The sequence below is a fragment of the Sphingobacteriales bacterium genome (assembly GCA_016706405.1).
Lineage (GTDB): Bacteria > Bacteroidota > Bacteroidia > Chitinophagales > UBA2359 > BJ6.
Genome location: JADJJT010000002.1, coordinates 1185129 through 1206272 on the forward strand (window position 1 = coordinate 1185129; position 21144 = coordinate 1206272).

A 21144-nucleotide genomic window follows, 5' to 3' on the forward strand; every position below is an offset into this window, starting at 1 on the left:
ATCATTTCTATTTCCGGATGAGACTTAAAAATCCGGATGGTGTTTTAATAAGCATTATCCGGATTTTTTTTTGTCTTTAATTTTTTTCTACCCAAGTATTTGAACAATTGATATTGGATTGAACGTGAATAGCAATTTTGAGGAATGAAAACAATTGTATTTTTTCCGAGGTTAAAGATTTCGGCCTTAACCCGAAAAGAAAGTAAAAACAATTATTGGAAAACTAATAAACGTATATTCCTCTAACAGTATATTCCTTTTCAAATTGAGCTGCTTCACCTCATAGTGTCTTTTTCCCGACTTATGAGGAGTTTTTTTTTTCGACTATGAATTAATAATTTATTTTTGTGTGGCATGTTAAGTTTATAATTTAAACACAGTAGTAATTTATTCTATATATTTTTACTCTTCACAATTTAACCATTATTAAATATGAAATTTTTTACAAAAACTCTTGGCCTGATAGTGTTAGCTGTATTTGCACTTACCCTACAAGCACAAACGCCTCCGGCGGGTTATTGCGCTAGTTATGCAAGCTCTACTTTCGATGAAGAAATTTTATACACCCAAATTCACACATTGGGTGTTAGCAGTAACTGCAGTAGTACCGGTGGTGCTGGCTCAGTATTAAACCGTTATAGCAATTATTATGGTATGTTTAGCAACCCTAATTTGTCGGGTGGTTCTACTTATTACGGGCAGGTTAACTGGGGGCAATGTGGCTCATCTTCGTGGTCGGGTGGTTTTCGCACTTATTGCGATTTTAACCATAACTTCAGTTTAAATGATGCAAGCGAACTGCTTTACACCAGCCCTTATGTATCTGCTCCACCAAGTGGCGTAGGTTACGGCTATAACTTTTTTGTTCCTACTGGTTATTCGAGCAGCACTACCTTGTTCCGTGCATTGGCTTACGAAACAAACCCTACTAACATTACCTCGTGCTATCTAGGCTCTTGGGGCGAAACCGAAGACTTTTCGGTTAACTATGTTAGCGCATGCGGTTCGGCACCTACTTTTGTTACCACCTTACCTGCTACCAGTGCTGCTAACCGTTACTGCGATAACGCTGGCAAAAAATTGTTAACTGTTACTTCGCCCGCTGGTTATACCGCTACTTGGAGCAGCAGCAGCAGTGGTGTAATTACTACCAGTGGCGGCAATTATTATGTAAACCCAGGTGCTGTATCACTTGACCCAACAACTGGCTTAGGTCAAGCTACTATTACTATGGTGGCCACAAGCGGCCCTTGCGTTTATACTGTAAACTACACATTTTATGTTAAATGTTGTGGTAGTGATATAGCCCAAGTTTTGGGCGCAGGCAACGATGGCAAAGCAGACTATTACACTATCACTTTTAACTGCAAAAACACCAGCTATACCTATTTGTTAACAGGTGGTGGTCCGGTTACTTTCACCAAAGTTAATAAAGTATTAATGGTTAACCACAATTGCAATAACTACTCGGTACGCATTACCGCTTGTTGCTGTCCTAAAAACTTTAATGGTGGCACTTCTTGCAAATACGATGGCAGCATAGCTACAGCCAGCTTAACTTGCTACCCCAACCCTGTAAACGAGCATACAACAGTTAGCTTTACTACCGCCATGGGCGGCAATATCGAAACCGGTATTTACAATGTAAACGGCCAACAAGTAATGCAATTGTTTAAAGGTAGTCTTGCCGCCGGCGAAACTGTAAACTTGCCTTTAGAAGCTAACTTATCTGCTGGTATTTACTTTGTACGCATGGTAAGCGATAATGGCGAAAACGTGGTTCAAAAAGTTATGGTTAAATAATAAACTGTGATCTAGTCGTAGTTCTTTCCGGATAAAATTATTTCTATTTCCGGATGAGACTTAAAAATCCGGATGGTGTTTTAATAAGCACTATCCGGATTTTTTTTAAGTTGTAAACTATAAACTCAGTTTAATAATACTCCAATCCAGTAAAACAACAACAACAATCATCTATTTATCGGGCGAACCAAGCTAATAGTCGCTTTTTAAAGTAGTTTGCCCTAATTTAGTAAAATATTGGTCTAAATCTTTGGTTGTATTATTTACCCAAGGTATTTTGAATCAAGTCTTTAATTTCGGGCGGTAAAAGGCTCGAGGCGTCGCCGCCGTATTGTAGCACGTCTCGGGTCATGGTGCTGCTTATATGGCTGTACTGAGGCGAACAAACTAACAAAACAGTATCTAAATTTTGGTTTAAAGCTGTGTTGAGGTGGGCGATGCTGCGCTCGTATTCAAAATCGGCAGCCGAACGAACCCCGCGCAAGATAAATTTAGCATCAATTTGCTGGCAAAAATGGGCGGTAAGTCCGGTAAAATCTGCTACCTCAATTTTTGCATCGTTGGCAAAACAGGTAGTTATAAACTCCTTGCGCTGGATGGCAGAAAAAAGATATTTTTTACTGCTGTTTGTGCCAATGGCTATTACAATTTTATCGAAAAGCGGGAGGGCGCGGCGCAATATATCGGCATGTCCAATGGTAATCGGGTCAAACGAGCCAGGAAAAACGGCAATACGCATATAAATACAAAAGTAATAGTTATTGATTTGTAGTAGTTGGTAATTGGTGGGTAATTTGACATTCAAACACTTGCTCGAAATGATGCAACAGTTGTTTTTGAACGGTTTCAATATCAATGAAGGGCAGGTTTAGCTCACGGCTCATGGTGGTTACACCTTTATCGGTAATTCCACAAGGTATAATATTATTAAAATACGATAAATCGGCATTTACATTTAAAGCCCAGCCATGGAGGGTAATCCAACGGGTGCAGCGCACGCCCATAGCGCATATTTTACGAGCCTGTTTATTATCTTCGGGTTGTAGCCATACACCTGTTGCGCCGGGCAGTCGTCCGGCAATAATGCCCCAGTCGGCCAGCATCCGGATGATAACCTCCTCTAAATTGCGCATATACAAATGAATGTCGGTAAAAAAATTTTCTAAATCGAGGATGGGGTAGCCTACAATTTGGCCAGGCCCGTGGTAGGTAATATCGCCTCCGCGATTAGTGCGGTAAAAATCAATACCCCGTTGTTTTAGCTCAGTTTCGTTTAGCAGTAAATTATCTTGCTGCCCGCTTCGGCCAAGCGTATAAACGTGGGGGTGGCTGCAAAATATTAAATAGTTAGGTGTAATTTGTGGATGTGCTGCGGTTCGGTTGGCAATTTTAAGTTCGGCTATTTGGGCTACTAAGGCCTCTTGCTGTTGCCAGGCTGTTTGGTAGGGCAGGAAGCCCCAATTTTCAAAATTTACAATATTATTTTTTAAAGTATTCATATGAATGCGAACCGAGCTTAATTTGGGCTGCAATTTAAGCATTTTTTTGTTGCACAACACACAACATCAAGTTTGTAAACGGGCAACACAAATACTAATAAAAAAGCCCCCACTTATAAAAAGCAGAGGCCTCTAACCCTAAAAGTGCCCGCGACTGGAATCGAACCAGCACGATATCGCTATCACCAGATTTTGAGTCTGGCGCGTCTACCAATTCCGCCACACGGGCAAATTAAAGCGCACCATTATTGGTTGTGGGTGCAAATTTACGCAGGGATTCTTGAATTCGCAATAAATATTGTTGTTTATAGTAAAATTGTTTTAAAAAAGGCAGAAAATGGGCTGTTTCGGCAGTATTATCAAAAGTGTTTAAGGCTGTTTGGGCTTCGCTGTTAAGATTTTCTGTTAGATTGTTGATGGTTTCATTTATTTCGGCAACGTTTTTGGTATCCGGATTAAACTCTAATTCCATAATTGCTTCATTAAGTTCCATCATATCGCCTAAAAATGATGCCGGAAGTTGATATTTTTCGTTGGGTGGTAGTTGTCCGTTTATTTCGAGCAGGTGTTTTAGCCTTAATTTAGGGTTGCTCAAGGTTTGATCGGCAAGATTTAGCAGGGCTGTTTTTTCGAGCGCTATATTTTTTTCTGATTCGGAGGCGTTGGTAAAAAAATCCGGATGAAATTGCCGGCTTAGCGCATGGTATTTTTGCCTTAGCTCGGTTTCATTAACAGTAAACTGTGTCGGCAAACCCAACAATTCAAAAAAAGAAACAAAAACGGGTTGAGAATTAATAGTAATATCGTCCATAATAGTATATTATTTGAATGTAATGGCGAGCACAATTAGTGCGGCAAGTTTGGCGTTTTTCCGGAAATAAAAAACACCCAAAACTATTGAATTAGTCTTGGATGTTTTGTTCCAATGAAATCAATGGGATGATATTATGTTTCTTTTAATATAAATACTTTGAGTGTGCTACGGCAGTATTGGGTGTAGCAAATTTGTATTTGGCGGGGTATAGCAAAGCAAAACGTTCGTTGCCGTCTGTATCGCGTTCGTGTACATTAACGCCTTGTTTGTGCCAGCTTTGTACAATTTCGCTCATTTTGTCGGCCTCGTCGTTGTTGATAAGTACAAAATTAAATTTATACTCTTGGTTATCTTTTGTTTTAATCGAAAGAACATTTTTGCAGCCTGTGCTTGGTCCCAAAACAGTTTCGATACCCTCGTAAATGATATGCATGTTTTCGATATCTGAAAGGGGTATTGATTTGGTGGGTAAATCGCGCCAGTTATATTGTACTTGTGTTTCATCTAATAATAATTTTCCGGTGCGGTCATATTTTTTATGGTACCAGCGCCATAACCAAATAAAACAGCAAACGCCTAAAAATACGGTAAAAGGCCAGCGCATCAAGGCGGGTAAGGGGTAGCCGTTAGAAAGCCAATAGTTCTGAAAAAAGGCAACCGTCATTGCCAATGAAAACGAGGGGAAGGCAACCCGAAAAAACCAACTTGAAAGGTCGTATTGGTCGGGGGTTGAAATTCGCGTTTCAAAATGTGCCATAACCTTTGTGTATGTTATTTATTTAATATTGTTAGAAAGGTATAATTGAAAACAAAATCAAAATAATGCAAAATATAAGACCGCACAAAGGTAAACAATATTATGTTATACAAGCACAGAATACATAAATTTTTTAGTTTACCCGGTTGTTTAAAACCGAGTCGAAAAATTGTAAGCCCATATCATTAAAAACTAAATTATATGCTTTGCCGTCAAATTTAAAATAAGCTCTGTTGCAGCCTTTGCTGACGATGGGTATATTAATTTCGAAAGTCAATTTAATATCACCATTTGCATCTTTTAGCACCACACCGCCGTCATAATCTTTATTGGCGCAGGTTTCGGCACTAACTGCCGCGTTCGATAAATAGCTGTAAAAGCGTTTGGCGCTTAGGCTGTCTTCGGTTTCAAAGCTAATACCCAATTTATATAGTTGAAATTCGGTTTTACGACAAGTATTAATTACATCGATTAAACTTTTCATTGGCCATTCGGTTGGCTGGGCAGCTTCGCTTTTTGTGGTTGTAGTATTGGCCGGTTTGGTTGCGTTTTGATTGCCGTTACAGGAATTCAAACCTACAAAAACTATAAAGCAAACCAAAATTAAGGCTAAATCTTTCATCCGGATTTTATTTTGCTTGTTATTTTTCGGCGGCAAAGATAGGGAATTTCTTCTTTTTAATTTAAAATAATCGTTTTAAGGTTATTGTAGCTGCTTGTTTAGTTATAGATGATTTTTAAGAATGGCGAAACCTCAAAATAACAATAGTGGCGGCTCAATTAATGTAAATTAATTGAGCCGCTACATTTATTGCCTAATTTATCTAAGTTTTTTTACCTTCTCCTGAAAAAAAATCAGGCAGAAATACTTGCTGGAATAAATGGTTAAACCTTAAACCTGTATTGTTTTCCGGAAATAAATTTGGCGTTAGCATCTCAATTATCTTATTTTAGTTTAACTATTTATTTACCGGTTGTTTTTTCCTTTATCGGTTTTAAAAACTAAGTTTTAACTAATTTGTTTAAATGCCAAGCATCAAACATAGAGCCTATAGTGTAGTAGGGTAGGGATGCCATTGGTTTAAGGTCGGTTGCTTTTATTTTTAGAGGGTTTGTTAGTATTTTTTGCCAAACTGACAATCCTTGTTTTTGCCGGTATTTTTTATGAACAAACCTGTGTAACCGTTTATAAAATGCCGCTCCGTAGGTGCCGTTATACATTAGCTCAAGGTCGTCGCTATCGGTCCAGTTTTGTTTGGCCAACATGGTGTTTTTTACCGTTTCGTAAAATTTAGTGCCGGGCAATGGGTACGATACCGATACGCCTATATCATCGGGCAGTAAGTTTAGCAGCATGGTTATGGTTTTATCAATATCGCTGCGGGTTTCGCCTAAATAGCCAAACTGTAAAAAAAAGCAAACTTTTACCCCCTTGGTTTTGAGCAATTTTGTTGCTTCAAAAATTTGTTCAACGGTGGTGCCTTTGTCCATGGCATCTAAAATTTTTTGCGATCCACTTTCGGCACCCACCCAAACCTCTTCTAATCCGGCTTTAATTAAAGCGTCAATAGTATTGGCTTCTAAAAGTAAATCAACCCTCGATTGTATTTTGAATGGCGTTTTGCAGGCATATTCTTGTACGTAATGGCTAAATTCTTCAACCCATCCGGGTTTGAGGCCAAAAATATCATCGCTCATCCAAATATGATTTGCTCCTAAATTGTTTTTTAAAAAAACTAATTCTTGGGCTACCCGCTGTGGCGAGCGGCTATTGTAGCGGTTTCCGTAAATAGGCTTGGCACACCAATTACATTTAAAGGGGCAACCGCGCGTAGTGGCCATGTTTAGCGAAAAATAACCATGGTTTTGCAACCAAATTTTGCGGTAAGGCAATACGTCAATTAAATCCCATGCGGGGTTAGCTATTTCATCTAAATTGCGGAGTATAGGGCGTTTTAGGGTTTTTACAACGGTGTTTTTATTTTCGGGATGCAGGTAAGCCAAGCCCATTATTCCGGATAAAATATTGGCATCAATAGGTTGGTTTTTCTCTAAGGTTTTAACTAGTTCCAAAAGGGTTAATTCGCCTTCGCCCAGCAAAACAAAGTCGGCACCTGCACGTAAATAGGCTTCGCAATGGTCAGTTGAGTCGGAGCTACAAACAATAACGGTGCAGCCTTGTTTTTTGCCCATTTCTGCCATGTCAAAAGCGGCTTGGCGCATGGTAGTTAGGCACATTTTGGTGAGGTAATTAAACCCGTCGTCGTAAATAACAAGGTATTTAGGTTGATGTTTTTGCAAATGGGGATGTAGGTCGGCGGCGCTGTGTGCTAAACCTGTATCAAAAATGGCAACTTCATAACCATTTTGCCGCATAAACCCAGCTGCGTACATAGTGCCGTATGGTGGGTAAGGCTTGGCGGTGCGCCATTGTTTGGCATCGAACCTATAAAAGTACGAGTGGGTAAATAACAACATAATATTATTAGCTTTCAATCAGCAGTTGTTGTAGCCTTTGGCGTGCCTACTTCCAACCAAATTAATTTCCGGTAAGTCCTTTTTCGGCCATGTATGCAGTGCGCAAATCGGGCTCGTTAAGCGGGCGCATATATGAGCCACCAACTTCTTTTAGTATAACAATGTCTTGCCCGTTGGTGTTTTTTGCTTTAAAAAAGTAGTTATTGCTTTGTATAATGCGCCTTGCAACCATATAGGTATCGTCGTTATATTTCCAGTTGGTGCCATAAAAATTTTTACCCGCCACGCTATAATAAGCGGGTAAATAAATTTCGCCGTTTTGTTTAATCGTTTTAATTTGCTGTTGGTCGTACAGTTCGAAGCTATTCGTATTAAAATTATAGAAATGTAAATAGGCATTACCCAATTTTACATATTCATCGCGTATATCTAAGGGCTGGATATAACCGCGTCCGGTAACAATTTTGCCGTCTTTGGTTTCAATTTGCAGGGTATCCCAGCGCAAAACGCGCATAGGGTCGGCATCGTTAAACAAATCGGTAAGGTAAATAATTACCCTAAAATCTTCGGTTTTAAGTCGGTTTGTTGCCTTTGCCGATGCCATAAAATAGGGCTTGTCCACCATTAACGGCTCAATATCCGATAATTTGCTAATAATTTTGTACGGATAGTTTTCGCGTCCGGCCAATAAAATATAATCGGTAAGGTATTCGTAAGGCTCATCTACAATACGCGAGTTATCGTAAAGCAGTAAATTGCCTTTTCTTACGGCGCGGTAAAGGTCTTTAAAGCGGTCAATCCAAACAAATTCGGTACTATCGTTGCGGGCGCTAATGCCGCGCTCGGCGCCGGCGAGGGTTAGCTGTTTAATCATAGACAAAGCAACCTTTTTTTTGCGCCCTTCGGCCTCGTAATCAATAAATTCGTAGTAAGGTACTTCATTTTTTGACTCGGTGTATTTAAATTCGCCCACCAAAGGCATATCGCTTTTGGTTAAAGCAATGCCCTTGTGAAACTCGTACTTAATTTTTGCCTTTTTAGTTTTTTGGGGGCGAGGCTTTGTACTGCCATTGTCAGCATCCGGATAATTTTGAGCCGAAATGATATTGTAATCAGATGTTATGACTACAAAGCTTAGAAAAAGCAATAAACAGCGCATTATCCGGATAAAATTGAGCAAAAACAAATTTACTATATAACAATATTTTTTCATTACTCGGCAACAAAAAATAAATAAATACAATTTTTAAAATCTATTCAACAGCCTTTGACCTAAAAAGGTTGGCTGCGTTTAGGCAATTATTGTTTTTTGTGGCATAAAATTAGGGTCAAATTGGGCTTTAAAAACTTCCGGAACACGCTGCACTTTGCGAATATTGTAATCAAAAAAGACTATGCCCGTTTTTGCACGCGCAATTTCAATATTTTCGCGATTAGGGCAAGTAATATGGTAAAACAAATCGAAGCCAGCCGAGCTAAAATCAACCGCCGACATGGCAATTTGCAAAACGTCTCCGTAAAACCCTTCGTTTCGGTAAATAATTACTACGTCTGCCATTATGGTGGCAACGCCGGCAACATTTGTTTCGTTATAACCCATGTGTCCAAAAAACTGCACACGAGCCTCGTGTAATAAGGATAATAATTTGTCGTTCGATAAATGCCCCCCATAATTAATATCAGAGATTCGAACAGGTAGCGTGCAAATAAAATGTGTCTTTTCCGGAATATTTAAACTAATTCTAGCCATTTTTTTAATATAAAGTAGTATTTTTGCTTTTATCTGCAAATTTAGGCAAAATAACCAAAATATAGGACATTTATACTCAAACGCACCATTATTGTAATTTTAATTTATTAGAAAAATATAAAACCTATCAGTAAACCATATCTTACAAATGAAAAAAAAATACACTTTTATTTTAACGCTGCTTTTAGCTGTTTTAGCTTCGGTTAGCTTGTACGCCGAACCCGACCCCTGCGAAAACTTTGGCGCAGCATTTACCTACGAAGCGGTTGATTTGAATGTTCAGTTCAAAAATAAATCGACCGGCGATTATAAAGGCATTCATTGGGATTTTGGCGATGGCCTTACTTCTAAAGATGAAAATCCTTTACATGTCTATAAAAATGCCGGAAAATACAAAATTTGCTTAACCATTGAAAGCGAGTTTTGCTATAGCGTAACCTGCAAAACTGTCGAGATTGGCGATGGTTTACCCCCTACCTGCCTTGCCTCATTTACCTACACCCTTAAAGATGGCTTTTTGATTGCCGATGGCAGTGCCTCAACCCCGCTCGACCAAATTACAAAATGGTCGTGGTTTTTAGATGACAAATTAGTTAGCGAAAAAGGCCCCAAATTTGAAAAAGACGGCCTAAGCAAAGGCGAACACAAACTTTGCTTGGTAATAGAAACCAAAGATGACTGTAAGTCTTATTACTGCAAATATTTTGTAGTTGATGGCGAAAAGGATTGTAGTGCTATGTTTACCTATTTTGTTGATGGCTTAACCGTAAAACTAAACGGCGAAAAATCAACCCCCCTCGATAAAATTACCAAATGGGAATGGTGGGTTGGCGGTGTACTAAAAAGCGATGACGGCCCCGATACGTTTATTACTTTCGATGAGCCAGGCGAAAAAAAGATATGTTTAGTAATAACAACCGATGAGGAATGTACTGCCGAATATTGCCAAGTGGTTAAAGTTGGCGAAGGCGGCGACAAGTGCAACGCTTTATTTACCTACACCCTTAAAGATGGCTTTTTGATTGCCGATGGCAGCACCTCAACACCACTCGACCAAATTACAAATTGGTGGTGGTATTTAGACGGCAAATTAATTAGCGAAAAAGGCCCAATCATTGAAGAAGACGGCTTAACAAGCGGCGAACATAAACTATGTTTACTAATAAAAACCAAAGATGGCTGCAAATCTGATTACTGCCAAACCTTTGTAGTTGAAGGCGGCAGCGAGTGCGAGGCCATGTTTACCTATTTTGTTGATGGCTTAACCGTAAAACTAAACGGCGAAAAATCAACCCCCCTCGATAAAATTACCAAATGGGAATGGTGGGTAAAAGGAGAATTAAAAAGCGATGATGGCCCCGATACGTTTATTACCTTCGATGCGCCGGGCGAATACAAGATATGTTTGGTCATCTTTACATCCGATGGATGTGCAATCGAATATTGCCAAGTGGTTAAAGTTGGCGAAGGCGGCGACAAGTGCAACGCTTTATTTACCTACACCCTTAAAGATGGCTTTTTGATTGCCGATGGTAGCACCTCAACACCACTCGACCAAATTACAAATTGGTGGTGGTATTTAGACGGCAAATTAATTAGCGAAAAAGGCCCAATCATTGAAGAAGACGGCTTAACAAGCGGCGAACATAAACTATGTTTGCTCATAAAAACCAAAGATGGCTGCAAATCTGATTACTGCCAAACCTTTGTAGTTGAAGGCGGCAGCGAGTGCGAGGCCATGTTTACCTATACCGTTGATGGCTTAACCTTGAAACTAAACGGCGAAAAATCAACCCCACTCGATAAAATTACAGAATGGAAATGGTGGGTAAATGGGGTTGTAACAAAAGATGGCGGCCCATTAAATAGCATTACTTTTATTGAACCAGGTACTTACGAAGTATGTTTGTCTATAGCTACATCTACAGAATGTGAAGATGAGTATTGCAAAACTGTTGTTATCGAAACGCCACCAACCTGCGACGCCGCTTTCACGGCAACAGTTGATGGCAATATGGTTTACGTTGATGGCAGCGCTTCAACAGGCGATGGCGGAATTGTAGGCTGGACATGGAAAATTAAAGGAAAAGTAATGAGCACCGATGGCCCAACTGCTAATTTTGAAGTTGGTGAACCCGGAGAATACAAACTTTGCCTAATTATTGAAGCTGCCGACGGCTGCAAATCTGATGTTTGCCAAACTATCATTATTGGCGGTGGCTTAAAATGCGAAGCATTCTATACCTACGAAATAAACGACTTTAGTTTAATGGTAGATGGCTCGGATTCATATAGTAGCGCTGACATTACCGGATGGAAATGGTATATTAACGAAGATTTAGTAAGCGAAAAAGGTCCAACCGAAACTTTGGTGGTGCCCGACCCCGGCGTTTATTTTGTTTGCCTTAAAATATTTACTTCTGATGGTTGCGTGGACGCTTTCTGCAAAGAAATTGAAGTAACAAAACCTTGTCCGGAAGTTAAATTTAATGTTGTTCCGGATGAAGATAACCCTCTTATCATCCATTTTGAAAATGAAACCGAAGGCGGCGTTACTTTCCATTGGGATTTTGGCGATGATACCGAACCCAGCACCGATTTAAACCCAACCCACGAATTTGACGAGCCCGACACCTATGTTATTTGTTTAACAGTGGTAAACGAGTTTGGCTGCGAAGAAGAAGTGTGTATTGAATTGAGCGTAGGTGGAAACCCGCCAGCAAAAAAAGATGGCTTGCAAATAAAACCTAATTTTGGCAACGCCGGAAACATTAGCTTTTGGGTAAACAGTAATTCGGCACAAAAAGCGCAAGTAAATATTACCTCGCAAGTTGGGCAGTTTTCAAGCAATTTTAGCAGGCAACTTACAAAAGGCCAAAACCAATTTGTTGTTGACCTAAGTAAACTTGCCCCAGGCGTGTATATTGTTACCACCACTTTTGATAGCGGCGTAGTATCTTACGATAAGTTAGTTATTTCAGAATAAATTTGAATACTGCAATTAGCTAATATAAGTAAAACGTTTCTAACAGAGCTTATCATTAACTAATCAAACAAAATCCGGATTTTGTAGGACGCAAAATCCGGATTTTGTTTATTTTCAAAAAGGTATTAATATTGAATCAACTGCGTAATCAATATTTTGCTTAACGATATAATTTACTCACCACTTGCGGCATCCACAACATCTTTTACTTCTTTAAAAAACTTTTCGGCATTATTCTTTTTTTCGCCTAAGCAGTCGTTTATTTGCGAGCGGGTATTGGCAATACTTTTTGTAAGCTCGCGCGCTAATTTGGTTTTGTTGTTGGTTTCTAAGGCTGTAATTTCGTTGGCATTATAGCGCAAGCGCAAATCTTTATAAATAGGTATTATCCAGCATTTACAATCCATATCGTTAATTTGGTCGGCGGCTTGGCATTTCTGGTATTTTGCCGATATATCAAGTAGTTTTCCCGTTGGGTTTTCAATAAAATTACCAAGCCCGCCATTGCTTATCCACCAAAAGGCCAACAGTGCAATGACCCCAATAAAAATAAACTTAAAAATGGTACGCATCATGCGCCAAACCAATAAGGCAATAATAACAACGGCGGCAACGGTTAATATAGTGGTAGTAGTCATAATGTATTGAGCGTTTTTTTAAGTAAAGTTGGTGTTTAAAAACTAAACACAAAACCTCTGAACCCCCAAAATTAGGTATTTTTGTGCTAAATTTATTCAAACAAATTTAAACACCTACCTAACCTAAGTATTTTGCGCCTAATTTTTATGGGAACGCCGCTATTTGCCGTGCCCGCCCTCGAAGCCTTAATAGCCAATAAAATTAATGTTGTTGCCGTTGTTACTGCCCCCGATAAACCTGCTGGCCGAGGGCATAAATTGCAGGCCTCTCCGGTAAAAATGGCCGCTTTAGCTCACCATTTACCTGTTTTGCAGCCCATAAAACTCCGCGACCCGCAATTTCTAACCGAATTAGCTGCCTTTAACGCCGATTTACAAGTGGTAGTAGCTTTCCGGATGTTGCCACAAGCGGTTTTTGCCATGCCTAAATACGGGAGTATTAATTTACACGCTTCGCTGTTGCCGCAATATCGCGGGGCAGCACCAATTAACTGGGCAATTATTAACGGCGAAACTGAAACCGGATTAACTACTTTTTTTATTGAGCAAGAAATTGATACCGGCTCACTTATTTTTCAGGCTAAATTACCAATCTTTCCGGATGAAAATGCCGGCCATCTCCACGACCGGATGATGCAGTTAGGAGCCGATTTATTGGTAAAAACAGTGCAGGCTATTATATCCGGAAAATACCCCAATGAACCTCAGCATCCCCAAGGGCAAATTAAACTTGCTCCTAAAATATTTACCGATACCTGCCGCATTAATTTTAATCAGCCAGCACAGGCAGTATATAATTTTATACGCGGCCTAAGCCCCTATCCGGGTGCATTTACCCATTTAAACGGCGAAGTTTGCAAAATATTTGCAGCCAGCTTGAGTGAGCGCAATTTTAATGCCCCACCTGGCACAATATATATAAATGATGCTAAAACAAGTTTACAAGTTGCCACCGCTTTGGGGTGGTTAAACCTCCACGAAATACAAATGCCAGGCAAAGCCCGCATAAGCCCCGAAGCGTTTTTGCGTGGATACAGGCAGCCTTTAACTCATTTTGATTTATAATTACAAAACACAATATTACCTTGTTGTGGTAACCCAGCCTTTGGTAACAGATACCCCTGCAAAAAGAATATTTTTTTTGCAGGGGGATTTTTTTTCTTTTTCATCCGGAAAAAACAAGATTAGCGTGAATAAAACCTTGTAAAGCCCATAACCCGTTTAAGAAGTGGTATTGCCATTTTTGCCGTATCTTTGCAGCTTGTTTTTTTATTTTCATAAAATATGTATGCGCAATACTGAACTTACTATTTACAACACCTTATCCGGACAAAAAGAGAAGTTTGCCCCTTTAAAAGCGGGATTTGTGGGCATGTACGTGTGTGGCCCTACAGTTTACAATTATGTTCATTTGGGTAATTGCCGAACCTTTGTATTTTTTGACGTACTGTATCGTTACCTAAAACATATCGGTTACAAAGTGCGTTTTGTGCGCAATATTACCGATGTTGGCCACCTTGAAAACGAGGCTGCCGACTCAGGCGAGGATAGAATTGGCAAAAAGCCCGCCTAGAGCAATTAGAGCCGATGGAAGTGGTGCAAAAATACAGCAACAATTTTCCATGATGTAATGGATTTGCTAAACGTAAGCCGGCCAAGCATTGAGCCAACAGCATCGGGGCATATACCCGAGCAATTGCCATGGTACAACAAATAATTGATAACGGTTTTGCCTACGAAGCTAAAGGCTCGGTGTATTTTGATGTGCCAAAATATGCCGAATATTTAAAAAGTCATCCGGATAAACCCATGTACGGCCAATTATCGGGAAAAATTTTAGAAGATTTAATTGCCGGCTCTCGCGATTTAGACGGTCAAGACGATAAAAAATCGCCGACAGATTTTGCTATCTGGATAAAACAGCCCGTTGAACATATTATGCGTTGGAAATCGCCTTGGGGCGAAGGCACCCCCGGATGGCATTTGGAATGCTCGGTAATGAGTCAAAAATATTTAGGCGAGGTTTTCGATATACATGGCGGCGGAATGGATTTAAAATTTCCGCATCACGAGGCCGAAATAGCGCAAAGCATTGGCTGCTGTGGCAATAGCCGGTACAATATTGGATGCACTCGAATATGCTGACGGTTAATGGCACAAAATGAGCAAGTCGTTGGGCAACTCTTTTTTACCTGCCGAACTATTTGCCGGCGACCATCCAGGTGTTAGAGCAAGCCTACTCGCCCATGACTTTGCGCTGCTTTTTTTATGACGGCGCACTACCGCAGCACGGTCGATTTTACCAATAAAGGTTTGCAAGATGCCGAAAAAGGCTACAAACGCTTAATGGAAAGCCTCCGATTGTTAGACGGCTTAAAACACCCGGGAAACGAAATTGCCACCAATATTGAAGCCGATTTGGCCGCCCGCCAAATTTGTGCCGATTGCTACACCCATATTAACGACGATTTTAATACCGCTCGCGTACTTGCCGATTTGTACGAAATAGCCAGGATTATAAATCGCCTTCACAACCAACAACTGCCCCTTGATGCCTTAGCACAAAACACTTTTGAAGAGCTGGCCAATACTTACCGCGCTTTTTTGTTGGATGTGTTGGGTTTAAAAGATGAAACAGCCGCAGCATCGACATCGTCAAAAAATGCCAGCCTAACCAATGGCCTTATGGATTTGGTGCTGCAAATTAGAGCCGAAGCGCGCGCGCGCAAAGATTGGGCAACCAGCGATATTATTCGCAATAAACTTGCCGAATTGCAAATTACGGTTAAAGATGGCAAAGATGGTACAACTTGGACAAGTTAGTTAGTTCATTCATTAATTTATCCGGAATTAATTAATTGACATTATTTTATTTATCTATATAAACGTCAATTTCGCTGCCTACACAATATCCGGTAAATGTACCCAGCCCGTTTTTTACATTATGTTTTATATTAACGGGGGCTCCCATAGGGCCATTTGAATTGGCACTATACTCGAGCGTATTTAGAAAGAGGTAATTAGCATAATCAATGGTATCTTTAACACCCAAGGGCGATTGGTAAAAACCGTTCCTTTGTCCGGATTTGAAACAACCACTTTTACCGCCGCCAACCTAATATCCGGAATATACTACTGCCGTTTACGCAAGCATCCGGAGATAGAAGGCGTTAAAATGGTGGTGTGGTAAAAATCAAGCTAATCATTCAAACACAAAAATCACAGTTCAAGACAATTGAACTCCATGTTTTTAGGAAACGATAGTATAAACAAAGATGAAATTCTTATTTTTGGGACTGTGAATTAAAAACAATTTTTGTATTTTGTTGGGTTCTACCATTTGTAGCTTGCAGCAAATACAAACCTTGCCCAAACGGACTTAAATTTACAGTTGTTTGGCCGGATGGTAAATGGTTATTCAAAATACAGCGGCCGGCTACATCTGTAATTAACACTTGAACTGGCTGACTTGCCTCTAAGTACAACTGCCCGCCCACTATTTGGGTTTGAATAATGGATTGGTTAGTTAGATTGTTAAGCCCCGTTGCCTCTATAACAACCGTTTTAGTAATTGTTGATTTAATAGTTTTTGCGGCATTATAGGCAGTTAGCGAAATATCGTAAACGCCGGGTTGCTTGTAAGTGTAACTTATTGCATCGGCTAAGGAAGACTGGTTACCATCGCCAAAGTCCCATAAATAATGAATACCATATTTGGTTTTGTTGGTTAAATTAACTTTTAAATCGTTTTGTTTGAGGGTAAAATTGGCGTTCAAATATTCGGTATTTGATTTGCAAAGACTTTCAGAGCTTAAAAAAACCCCCGAATCCAAAACACTATCGCCTGCATCGGCTACGGCAATTTTGATGGTATAGGTTTGCATAGGTGTTACGGCAGCCTTAGCTGTTAATACTACCGTATAGCCATCGTATTGTAAATTTTCCACATCGGGACCAGTTTCATTATTTACATAATAAGCACTATTATCTACCGAATTAACGTTGTTAATGCTAACAGGTATGATAGTGTCCGGAATTAAAGCAATATTGGTAATTTCATCATATTCGCCGCCCTGAATAAAAAAGGCAAAAATATCATTGAAAGCAGAACCTACATATTCAATGTATTCTTCCGATCCAAAAACGTACTCAAAAACAATAGTATCTTTTTCCGGAACAATGTCCATTGTTAAAACTGTGGCATCCCAAGTAGAATATCCTGGTATTAAATTGTCTAAATCATAGTCTCCATCCGCTAAATAAGCAGCACTACAAGTTTCGCTGTTAGAATTATTTGGGCCTAATGCTCCGTTAATACAACCGTTTGCAAGTATAATACCCGCATCTAAACCCATATAGGTTGCCGAGGCATCGAAAAAACCAATGCTGGGGGTATTTACGCTAATATCGCCTACAAAACTAATATTGTTAAAACTTACACAACCATCCGAAAAAAAGTCTTCGACCATTGTTTCAATGGGGTACGAGCCATCTACAACCAATTGCGCATTTAATTTGGGGTGTAGGGCAATGAAGCAAAAAGCAAAAATTAAAATAGTATAAACTTTTTTCATATTTATTTAATATTAAACAAACAATTTAAAACGAAGCAAATGTTAGCTACGAAATTACAACAAATATACTTTTCAAAGGCAAAAATAATAATTTGCCCGGCCTGATTTTTAAGGAAACGACCTAATGCCGACAATAAAGATATAGTTCTTTTCTTTCAATCCGGATGAATGAAACCATTTTTATTTTGAAACCAAAAACACTCTATGTTCCCAAGGCGTTAAATTAAGCGGAATTTTACTTGCGGCAGATAATTTTTTGTTTGCAAACACTTCAATTAAATCTCCGGTAACATTACCTACTTCAAGGGTGGCAACAGCGGGCTTATCAGATAAGTTAAACACAACAATTATTTGATTATTATCTTTAGCACGCGAAAAAGCCAGCACTTGGGTATCTACGCCCGTTTTTAAGCGGGTGTAATTGCCACCAAAACTGCCATTATGTAGGGCGGGCATTTGTAATTTCATCCGGTTTAGTTGCGTGTAAAAATTAGCTAAGGGGTAGGGTTTTGATGGCCAAACAATGGCATCTTTCTCAAAAAATTGCAATTTCTTTTTATTGGCGGCCTCTTGTCCTGAATATATTAAAGGCATTCCGGGCAAAAAATACGTTAAAGCGGCAAAAGCTTCGGCGCCCGCACCTAAGCACCCATACTCGGTATCTTTCCACGAATTTTCGTCGTGGTTCGAGGTAAAATACATCCGGTAATTACTTGGGTGGTAGTTGTCGGCATATTTTTCAATAACCGAATCAATATCGGCAACCGTTTTTTTACCTTGCGCCACTTCGTTCCATACATGGTGCATTTCCCAGCTATACGTCATGTCAAAATATTGGTGCATTTCGGGTTTTTCGGCTTCGGCAAGCATAAAAATATCCGGTTTTTGTTGCCGCAACGCTGTTGTTGCCTCTTTCCAAAAATCGGGGGGCACCATTTCGGCTACGTCGCACCTAAAGCCGTCAATATTTGTTTCGCGCAGCCAAAACTGCATGGCTTCAATCATGGCTTTCCGCAAATTGGGGTTATCAAAGTTTAAATCTATAACGTCACTCCAGTCATCAACGGGCGGTTTAAACTTGCCTTTTTCGTTTTTGGTATAAAAGTCGGGGTTTGTTGTTGTCCAAACATTATCCCAACTTGTATGGTTTGCTACCCAGTCAATAATTACAAACATACGCATTTTGTGGGCTTTTTCAACTAAGCGTTTAAAATCGTCGAGCGTGCCATACTCGGGGGCTACGGCTTGGTAATCTTTAACCGAGTAATAGCTGCCCATTTTCCCTTTTCGGTTTTTTTGGCCAATTGGGTGGATGGGCATAAACCACAAAATACCTACACCCATTTCTTGCAGGCGGGGCAGCTCTTGTTCAAAGGCGGCAAAAGTACCCGCTTTGGTATATTGCCTTAGATTTACTTCGTAAATATTTAAGTTTTTACTCCACTCAGGGGGCGCAGTCGCAAAAGTTTTGGCGTGCTGGGCTTTTTCGGCTTCGGTAGGTGCAGGTAGGGCTTGCTGTTTAGGCTCGTTGGCACAACCCGTTAGCATTAAAATAAAAAGAGCAGCTAAGGTTAAACTTCGAAACATATATGTTAATAACAAAAAAAACAATGTTGAATTTATATAGGTGTACTTAGCACAAATATAGGGTATTTTAATGGGTTTGAAGGTAAAAATTGACACAAAACCAAGCAAACTGCTTAAGCATGGACTATATTTGCAGTTTGTTTAGTAAAAAATGCAGCCAACCGAGTTTTATATTCCCGATTTACAATCACTACCCAAGGTAGCACAACAATTAATTGAGGCGTTAAACGGCGTGCGAATTGTTTTGCTAACAGGAAATTTAGGGGCCGGAAAAACCACTTTAACAAAAGCTATTTGCCAACAATTAGGCATTAGTAAAAATCAGCTCAGCAGTCCAAGTTTTGCCTTGGTTAACGAATACCAAACAACACAAAACAAGCTTGTTTACCATATTGATTTGTATAGAATAAAAAACTTAAACGAAGCATTAGATATTGGTATTGAAACCTATTTAGACTCGGGCAATTGGTGTTTTATTGAATGGCCTCAGGTTATAAGTCCAATTTTATCCGGATATAATTATGTGCAGTTAGAGATGGTCCCTAATTTAGACCAAACAAGGCAGGTCAAATTATCATACCCAGTTTATCCGGATGTTTAACTGCTTCTGTTATTAATCATCGGCAGGTTCTAAAAATCGGCGTTGACCTAATTCAATAATTTGGCAATTAAAAATCCGTTTTCCGTCAATACATAGGCGTACTAAAGTCAATACCTGATGAAACCCATGTTTGCCGGCTGCACCAGGGTTTAGGTGTAAGTGGTGCATACCTTGTGGCTGTTCGATAAGCAATAAATGTGAGTGTCCACAAATAAAAATATCGGGTTGATGTTTGGCTATAAGCTGTTTAATTTTTGCCGGATATCTGTTAGGCCGTCCGGCAATATGGGTCATTAATATGCGGGTATCTTCGCAGGTAAAAAACAGGTGTTCGGGGTAGGTGGCTCGTACAATATGGTCGTCAATATTGCCATAAACGGCTTTAAGCGGGGCAATAGTGGCCAATTGGTCGGCAACGGCAATAGGGCCAATATCGCCGGCGTGCCATATTTGGTGGCAGTGGGCAAAATGCTGGGCTATATTAGGGTGAACATAGCCATGCGTATCCGATAAAATGCCTATTTGTTGCATTGGTTTAGTGCTTAAAAGTTGTTTAGACTTGTTTATGTTTAGCCTCATTTAAATACTGCCCTACCAAACCCATAAAATTGGGCCAAATAGCCTTGTTGGCGGCTACAATTTGTTGGTTATGCAGCCAGTTGTCGGTATTTTGGGCAAAATCGGCAACTACGCCGCCCGCTTCCCTAACAATAAGCCCTCCGGCTGCAACATCCCAAGGGTGCAGGCTATGCTCAAAATAGGCATCAAACCTACCGCAGGCCACATAACATAAATCAACGGCTGCCGCGCCAAACCGCCTTATGCCTTTGGTTTGCTTCATTAATGTTTGAAGGAGTGCTGAATAAGGCGTTACCAATTCAAAATTGTAATACGGAAAACCCGTTGCCATCAATGCTTCGCTTAAATTATCTACTTTCGAAACGCCAATAGGCAAACCATTGCACCAAGCGCCGCCGCCCTGCCATGCATAAAAACACTCGTTGCGCACAACCTCGTGTACCACCCCCATAACTGGTTTTTGTTGGTACAACAAGCCCACGCTAACAGCATAAACAGGTAAATTATATAAAAAATTGGTAGTGCCATCTAAGGGGTCAATAACCCATTGCCAGTTTGAGACTTCATTATTGTTCTTATCGTTGCTATGATAATCGTTTGAGTTTAAGCCAAGCGTATTTTCTTCGGCTAAAAAATTAGCTTGGGGCAATAGGGTCTTTAATCCGGATATTAAAATTTTTTCGGCTTCAATATCAACATAACTTACTAAATTGTTTTTATATTTTACTTCTATTTGCGAAGCCTGCACTTTTCCGGCTTGGCTGCTTATAAAAGCGGCGGCTTGGGCTACAACTGTTTGGGTTTGCTGGCAAAGCGCAGGCAATAGGGTTAAATTCATAGTTGTCAAAAATAAAAATTTTGCTTGGGTGTACTCCCGTAAAACAACAATACAACAAGCACTAAGTTCAAAGAAAATAAATCAGTTTACGATATATTAATGCAACTTTTTTTTGCTGTTGTTACCATTATAGAAACGCTGAAATTTGGATCTTTTGGCGGTGCAAAACCGCAAAAAATTTTCCGGAAAACAAAAACTTGCGTAACTTTGGCAATTATTATCTCATTTAGAAAAATTACT

Annotated in this window: 18 protein-coding genes, 1 tRNA gene and 1 pseudogene; 5 read left to right on the plus strand and 15 right to left on the minus strand. The window is 39.8% G+C overall.

The genetic code is table 11. The features are described 5' to 3' along the window. The first annotated feature begins 432 nt into the window (after nucleotides 1-432). On the plus strand, nucleotides 433-1803 hold the full coding sequence (locus IPI59_10960; protein ID MBK7528054.1) for a T9SS type A sorting domain-containing protein: 1371 nt from the start codon (nucleotides 433-435) through the stop codon (nucleotides 1801-1803). A gap of 259 nt (nucleotides 1804-2062) precedes the next feature. Here IPI59_10960 and coaD read toward each other — a convergent pair whose 3' ends face one another. The 9 genes from coaD to IPI59_11005 all read right to left on the minus strand — a co-directional run bounded on the left by coaD (nucleotide 2063) and on the right by IPI59_11005 (nucleotide 9101). Next, nucleotides 2063-2542 carry a pantetheine-phosphate adenylyltransferase gene (coaD, locus tag IPI59_10965; protein ID MBK7528055.1) on the minus strand — a complete coding sequence of 160 codons (480 nt, stop codon included), beginning with the start codon at nucleotides 2540-2542 and terminating at the stop codon, nucleotides 2063-2065. A gap of 19 nt (nucleotides 2543-2561) precedes the next feature. Beyond that, nucleotides 2562-3302: a lipoyl(octanoyl) transferase LipB gene (gene lipB / locus IPI59_10970; protein MBK7528056.1), complete on the minus strand. Its 741-nt coding sequence runs from the start codon at nucleotides 3300-3302 to the stop codon at nucleotides 2562-2564. A 145-nt stretch (nucleotides 3303-3447) separates the two neighbouring features. Further along, a tRNA-Leu gene (locus tag IPI59_10975) sits at nucleotides 3448-3531 on the minus strand. Nucleotides 3532-3534: 3 nt separating this feature from the next. Next, nucleotides 3535-4113, minus strand: coding sequence for a DnaJ domain-containing protein (locus IPI59_10980; protein ID MBK7528057.1), 579 nt, complete (start codon nucleotides 4111-4113; stop codon nucleotides 3535-3537). Between the two features lie 145 nt (nucleotides 4114-4258). Next, complete coding sequence (locus tag IPI59_10985; protein ID MBK7528058.1) at nucleotides 4259-4873, minus strand: hypothetical protein; 615 nt, start codon at nucleotides 4871-4873, stop codon at nucleotides 4259-4261. A 133-nt stretch (nucleotides 4874-5006) separates the two neighbouring features. Continuing rightward, entirely contained in the window at nucleotides 5007-5495 is a 489-nt protein-coding gene (locus tag IPI59_10990) for a hypothetical protein (protein ID MBK7528059.1), read from the minus strand. 380 nt (nucleotides 5496-5875) lie between these two features. Next, complete coding sequence (locus tag IPI59_10995; GenBank protein ID MBK7528060.1) at nucleotides 5876-7351, minus strand: B12-binding domain-containing radical SAM protein; 1476 nt, start codon at nucleotides 7349-7351, stop codon at nucleotides 5876-5878. A 61-nt stretch (nucleotides 7352-7412) separates the two neighbouring features. After that, nucleotides 7413-8564, minus strand: a complete 1152-nt coding sequence (locus IPI59_11000; GenBank protein ID MBK7528061.1) for a hypothetical protein — start codon at nucleotides 8562-8564, stop codon at nucleotides 7413-7415. 78 nt (nucleotides 8565-8642) lie between these two features. Further along, the gene (locus IPI59_11005) at nucleotides 8643-9101 is read right to left on the minus strand and encodes a thioesterase family protein (protein MBK7528062.1); all 459 of its coding nucleotides are present in this window, start codon (nucleotides 9099-9101) and stop codon (nucleotides 8643-8645) included. Nucleotides 9102-9249: 148 nt separating this feature from the next. Here IPI59_11005 and IPI59_11010 point away from each other — a divergent pair, with 148 nt between their 5' ends. Then, the gene (locus IPI59_11010; GenBank protein MBK7528063.1) at nucleotides 9250-12087 is read left to right on the plus strand and encodes a T9SS type A sorting domain-containing protein; all 2838 of its coding nucleotides are present in this window, start codon (nucleotides 9250-9252) and stop codon (nucleotides 12085-12087) included. 173 nt (nucleotides 12088-12260) lie between these two features. Here the strand turns inward: IPI59_11010 and IPI59_11015 are convergent, their stop codons facing one another. Next, nucleotides 12261-12725, minus strand: a complete 465-nt coding sequence (locus IPI59_11015) for a hypothetical protein (GenBank protein MBK7528064.1) — start codon at nucleotides 12723-12725, stop codon at nucleotides 12261-12263. Between the two features lie 147 nt (nucleotides 12726-12872). On the opposite strand from IPI59_11015, the gene IPI59_11020 reads away from it, so the two are divergent. Both IPI59_11020 and IPI59_11025 read left to right on the plus strand, forming a co-directional pair. Continuing rightward, a complete protein-coding gene (locus IPI59_11020) occupies nucleotides 12873-13790 on the plus strand; it encodes a methionyl-tRNA formyltransferase (GenBank protein ID MBK7528065.1) in 918 nt (305 codons plus the stop codon). 223 nt (nucleotides 13791-14013) lie between these two features. Then, nucleotides 14014-15548: pseudogene (locus tag IPI59_11025) on the plus strand (cysteine--tRNA ligase). A 46-nt stretch (nucleotides 15549-15594) separates the two neighbouring features. Here the strand turns inward: IPI59_11025 and IPI59_11030 are convergent. The 3 genes from IPI59_11030 to IPI59_11040 form a co-directional block, all read right to left on the minus strand. Further along, the gene (locus IPI59_11030) at nucleotides 15595-15777 is read right to left on the minus strand and encodes a hypothetical protein (GenBank protein ID MBK7528066.1); all 183 of its coding nucleotides are present in this window, start codon (nucleotides 15775-15777) and stop codon (nucleotides 15595-15597) included. Nucleotides 15778-16009: 232 nt separating this feature from the next. Continuing rightward, entirely contained in the window at nucleotides 16010-17299 is a 1290-nt protein-coding gene (locus IPI59_11035; protein ID MBK7528067.1) for a choice-of-anchor L domain-containing protein, read from the minus strand. Between the two features lie 180 nt (nucleotides 17300-17479). Then, entirely contained in the window at nucleotides 17480-18886 is a 1407-nt protein-coding gene (locus tag IPI59_11040) for an alpha-glucosidase C-terminal domain-containing protein (protein ID MBK7528068.1), read from the minus strand. A gap of 151 nt (nucleotides 18887-19037) precedes the next feature. Between IPI59_11040 and tsaE the strand changes: the two genes are divergently transcribed. After that, the gene (gene tsaE, locus IPI59_11045) at nucleotides 19038-19487 is read left to right on the plus strand and encodes a tRNA (adenosine(37)-N6)-threonylcarbamoyltransferase complex ATPase subunit type 1 TsaE (GenBank protein MBK7528069.1); all 450 of its coding nucleotides are present in this window, start codon (nucleotides 19038-19040) and stop codon (nucleotides 19485-19487) included. 12 nt (nucleotides 19488-19499) lie between these two features. Here tsaE and IPI59_11050 read toward each other — a convergent pair whose 3' ends face one another. Next, nucleotides 19500-20018: a metallophosphoesterase family protein gene (locus IPI59_11050; GenBank protein ID MBK7528070.1), complete on the minus strand. Its 519-nt coding sequence runs from the start codon at nucleotides 20016-20018 to the stop codon at nucleotides 19500-19502. Nucleotides 20019-20040: 22 nt separating this feature from the next. Beyond that, entirely contained in the window at nucleotides 20041-20904 is an 864-nt protein-coding gene (locus IPI59_11055) for an inositol monophosphatase (GenBank protein MBK7528071.1), read from the minus strand. Between the last annotated feature and the right edge of the window lie 240 nt (nucleotides 20905-21144).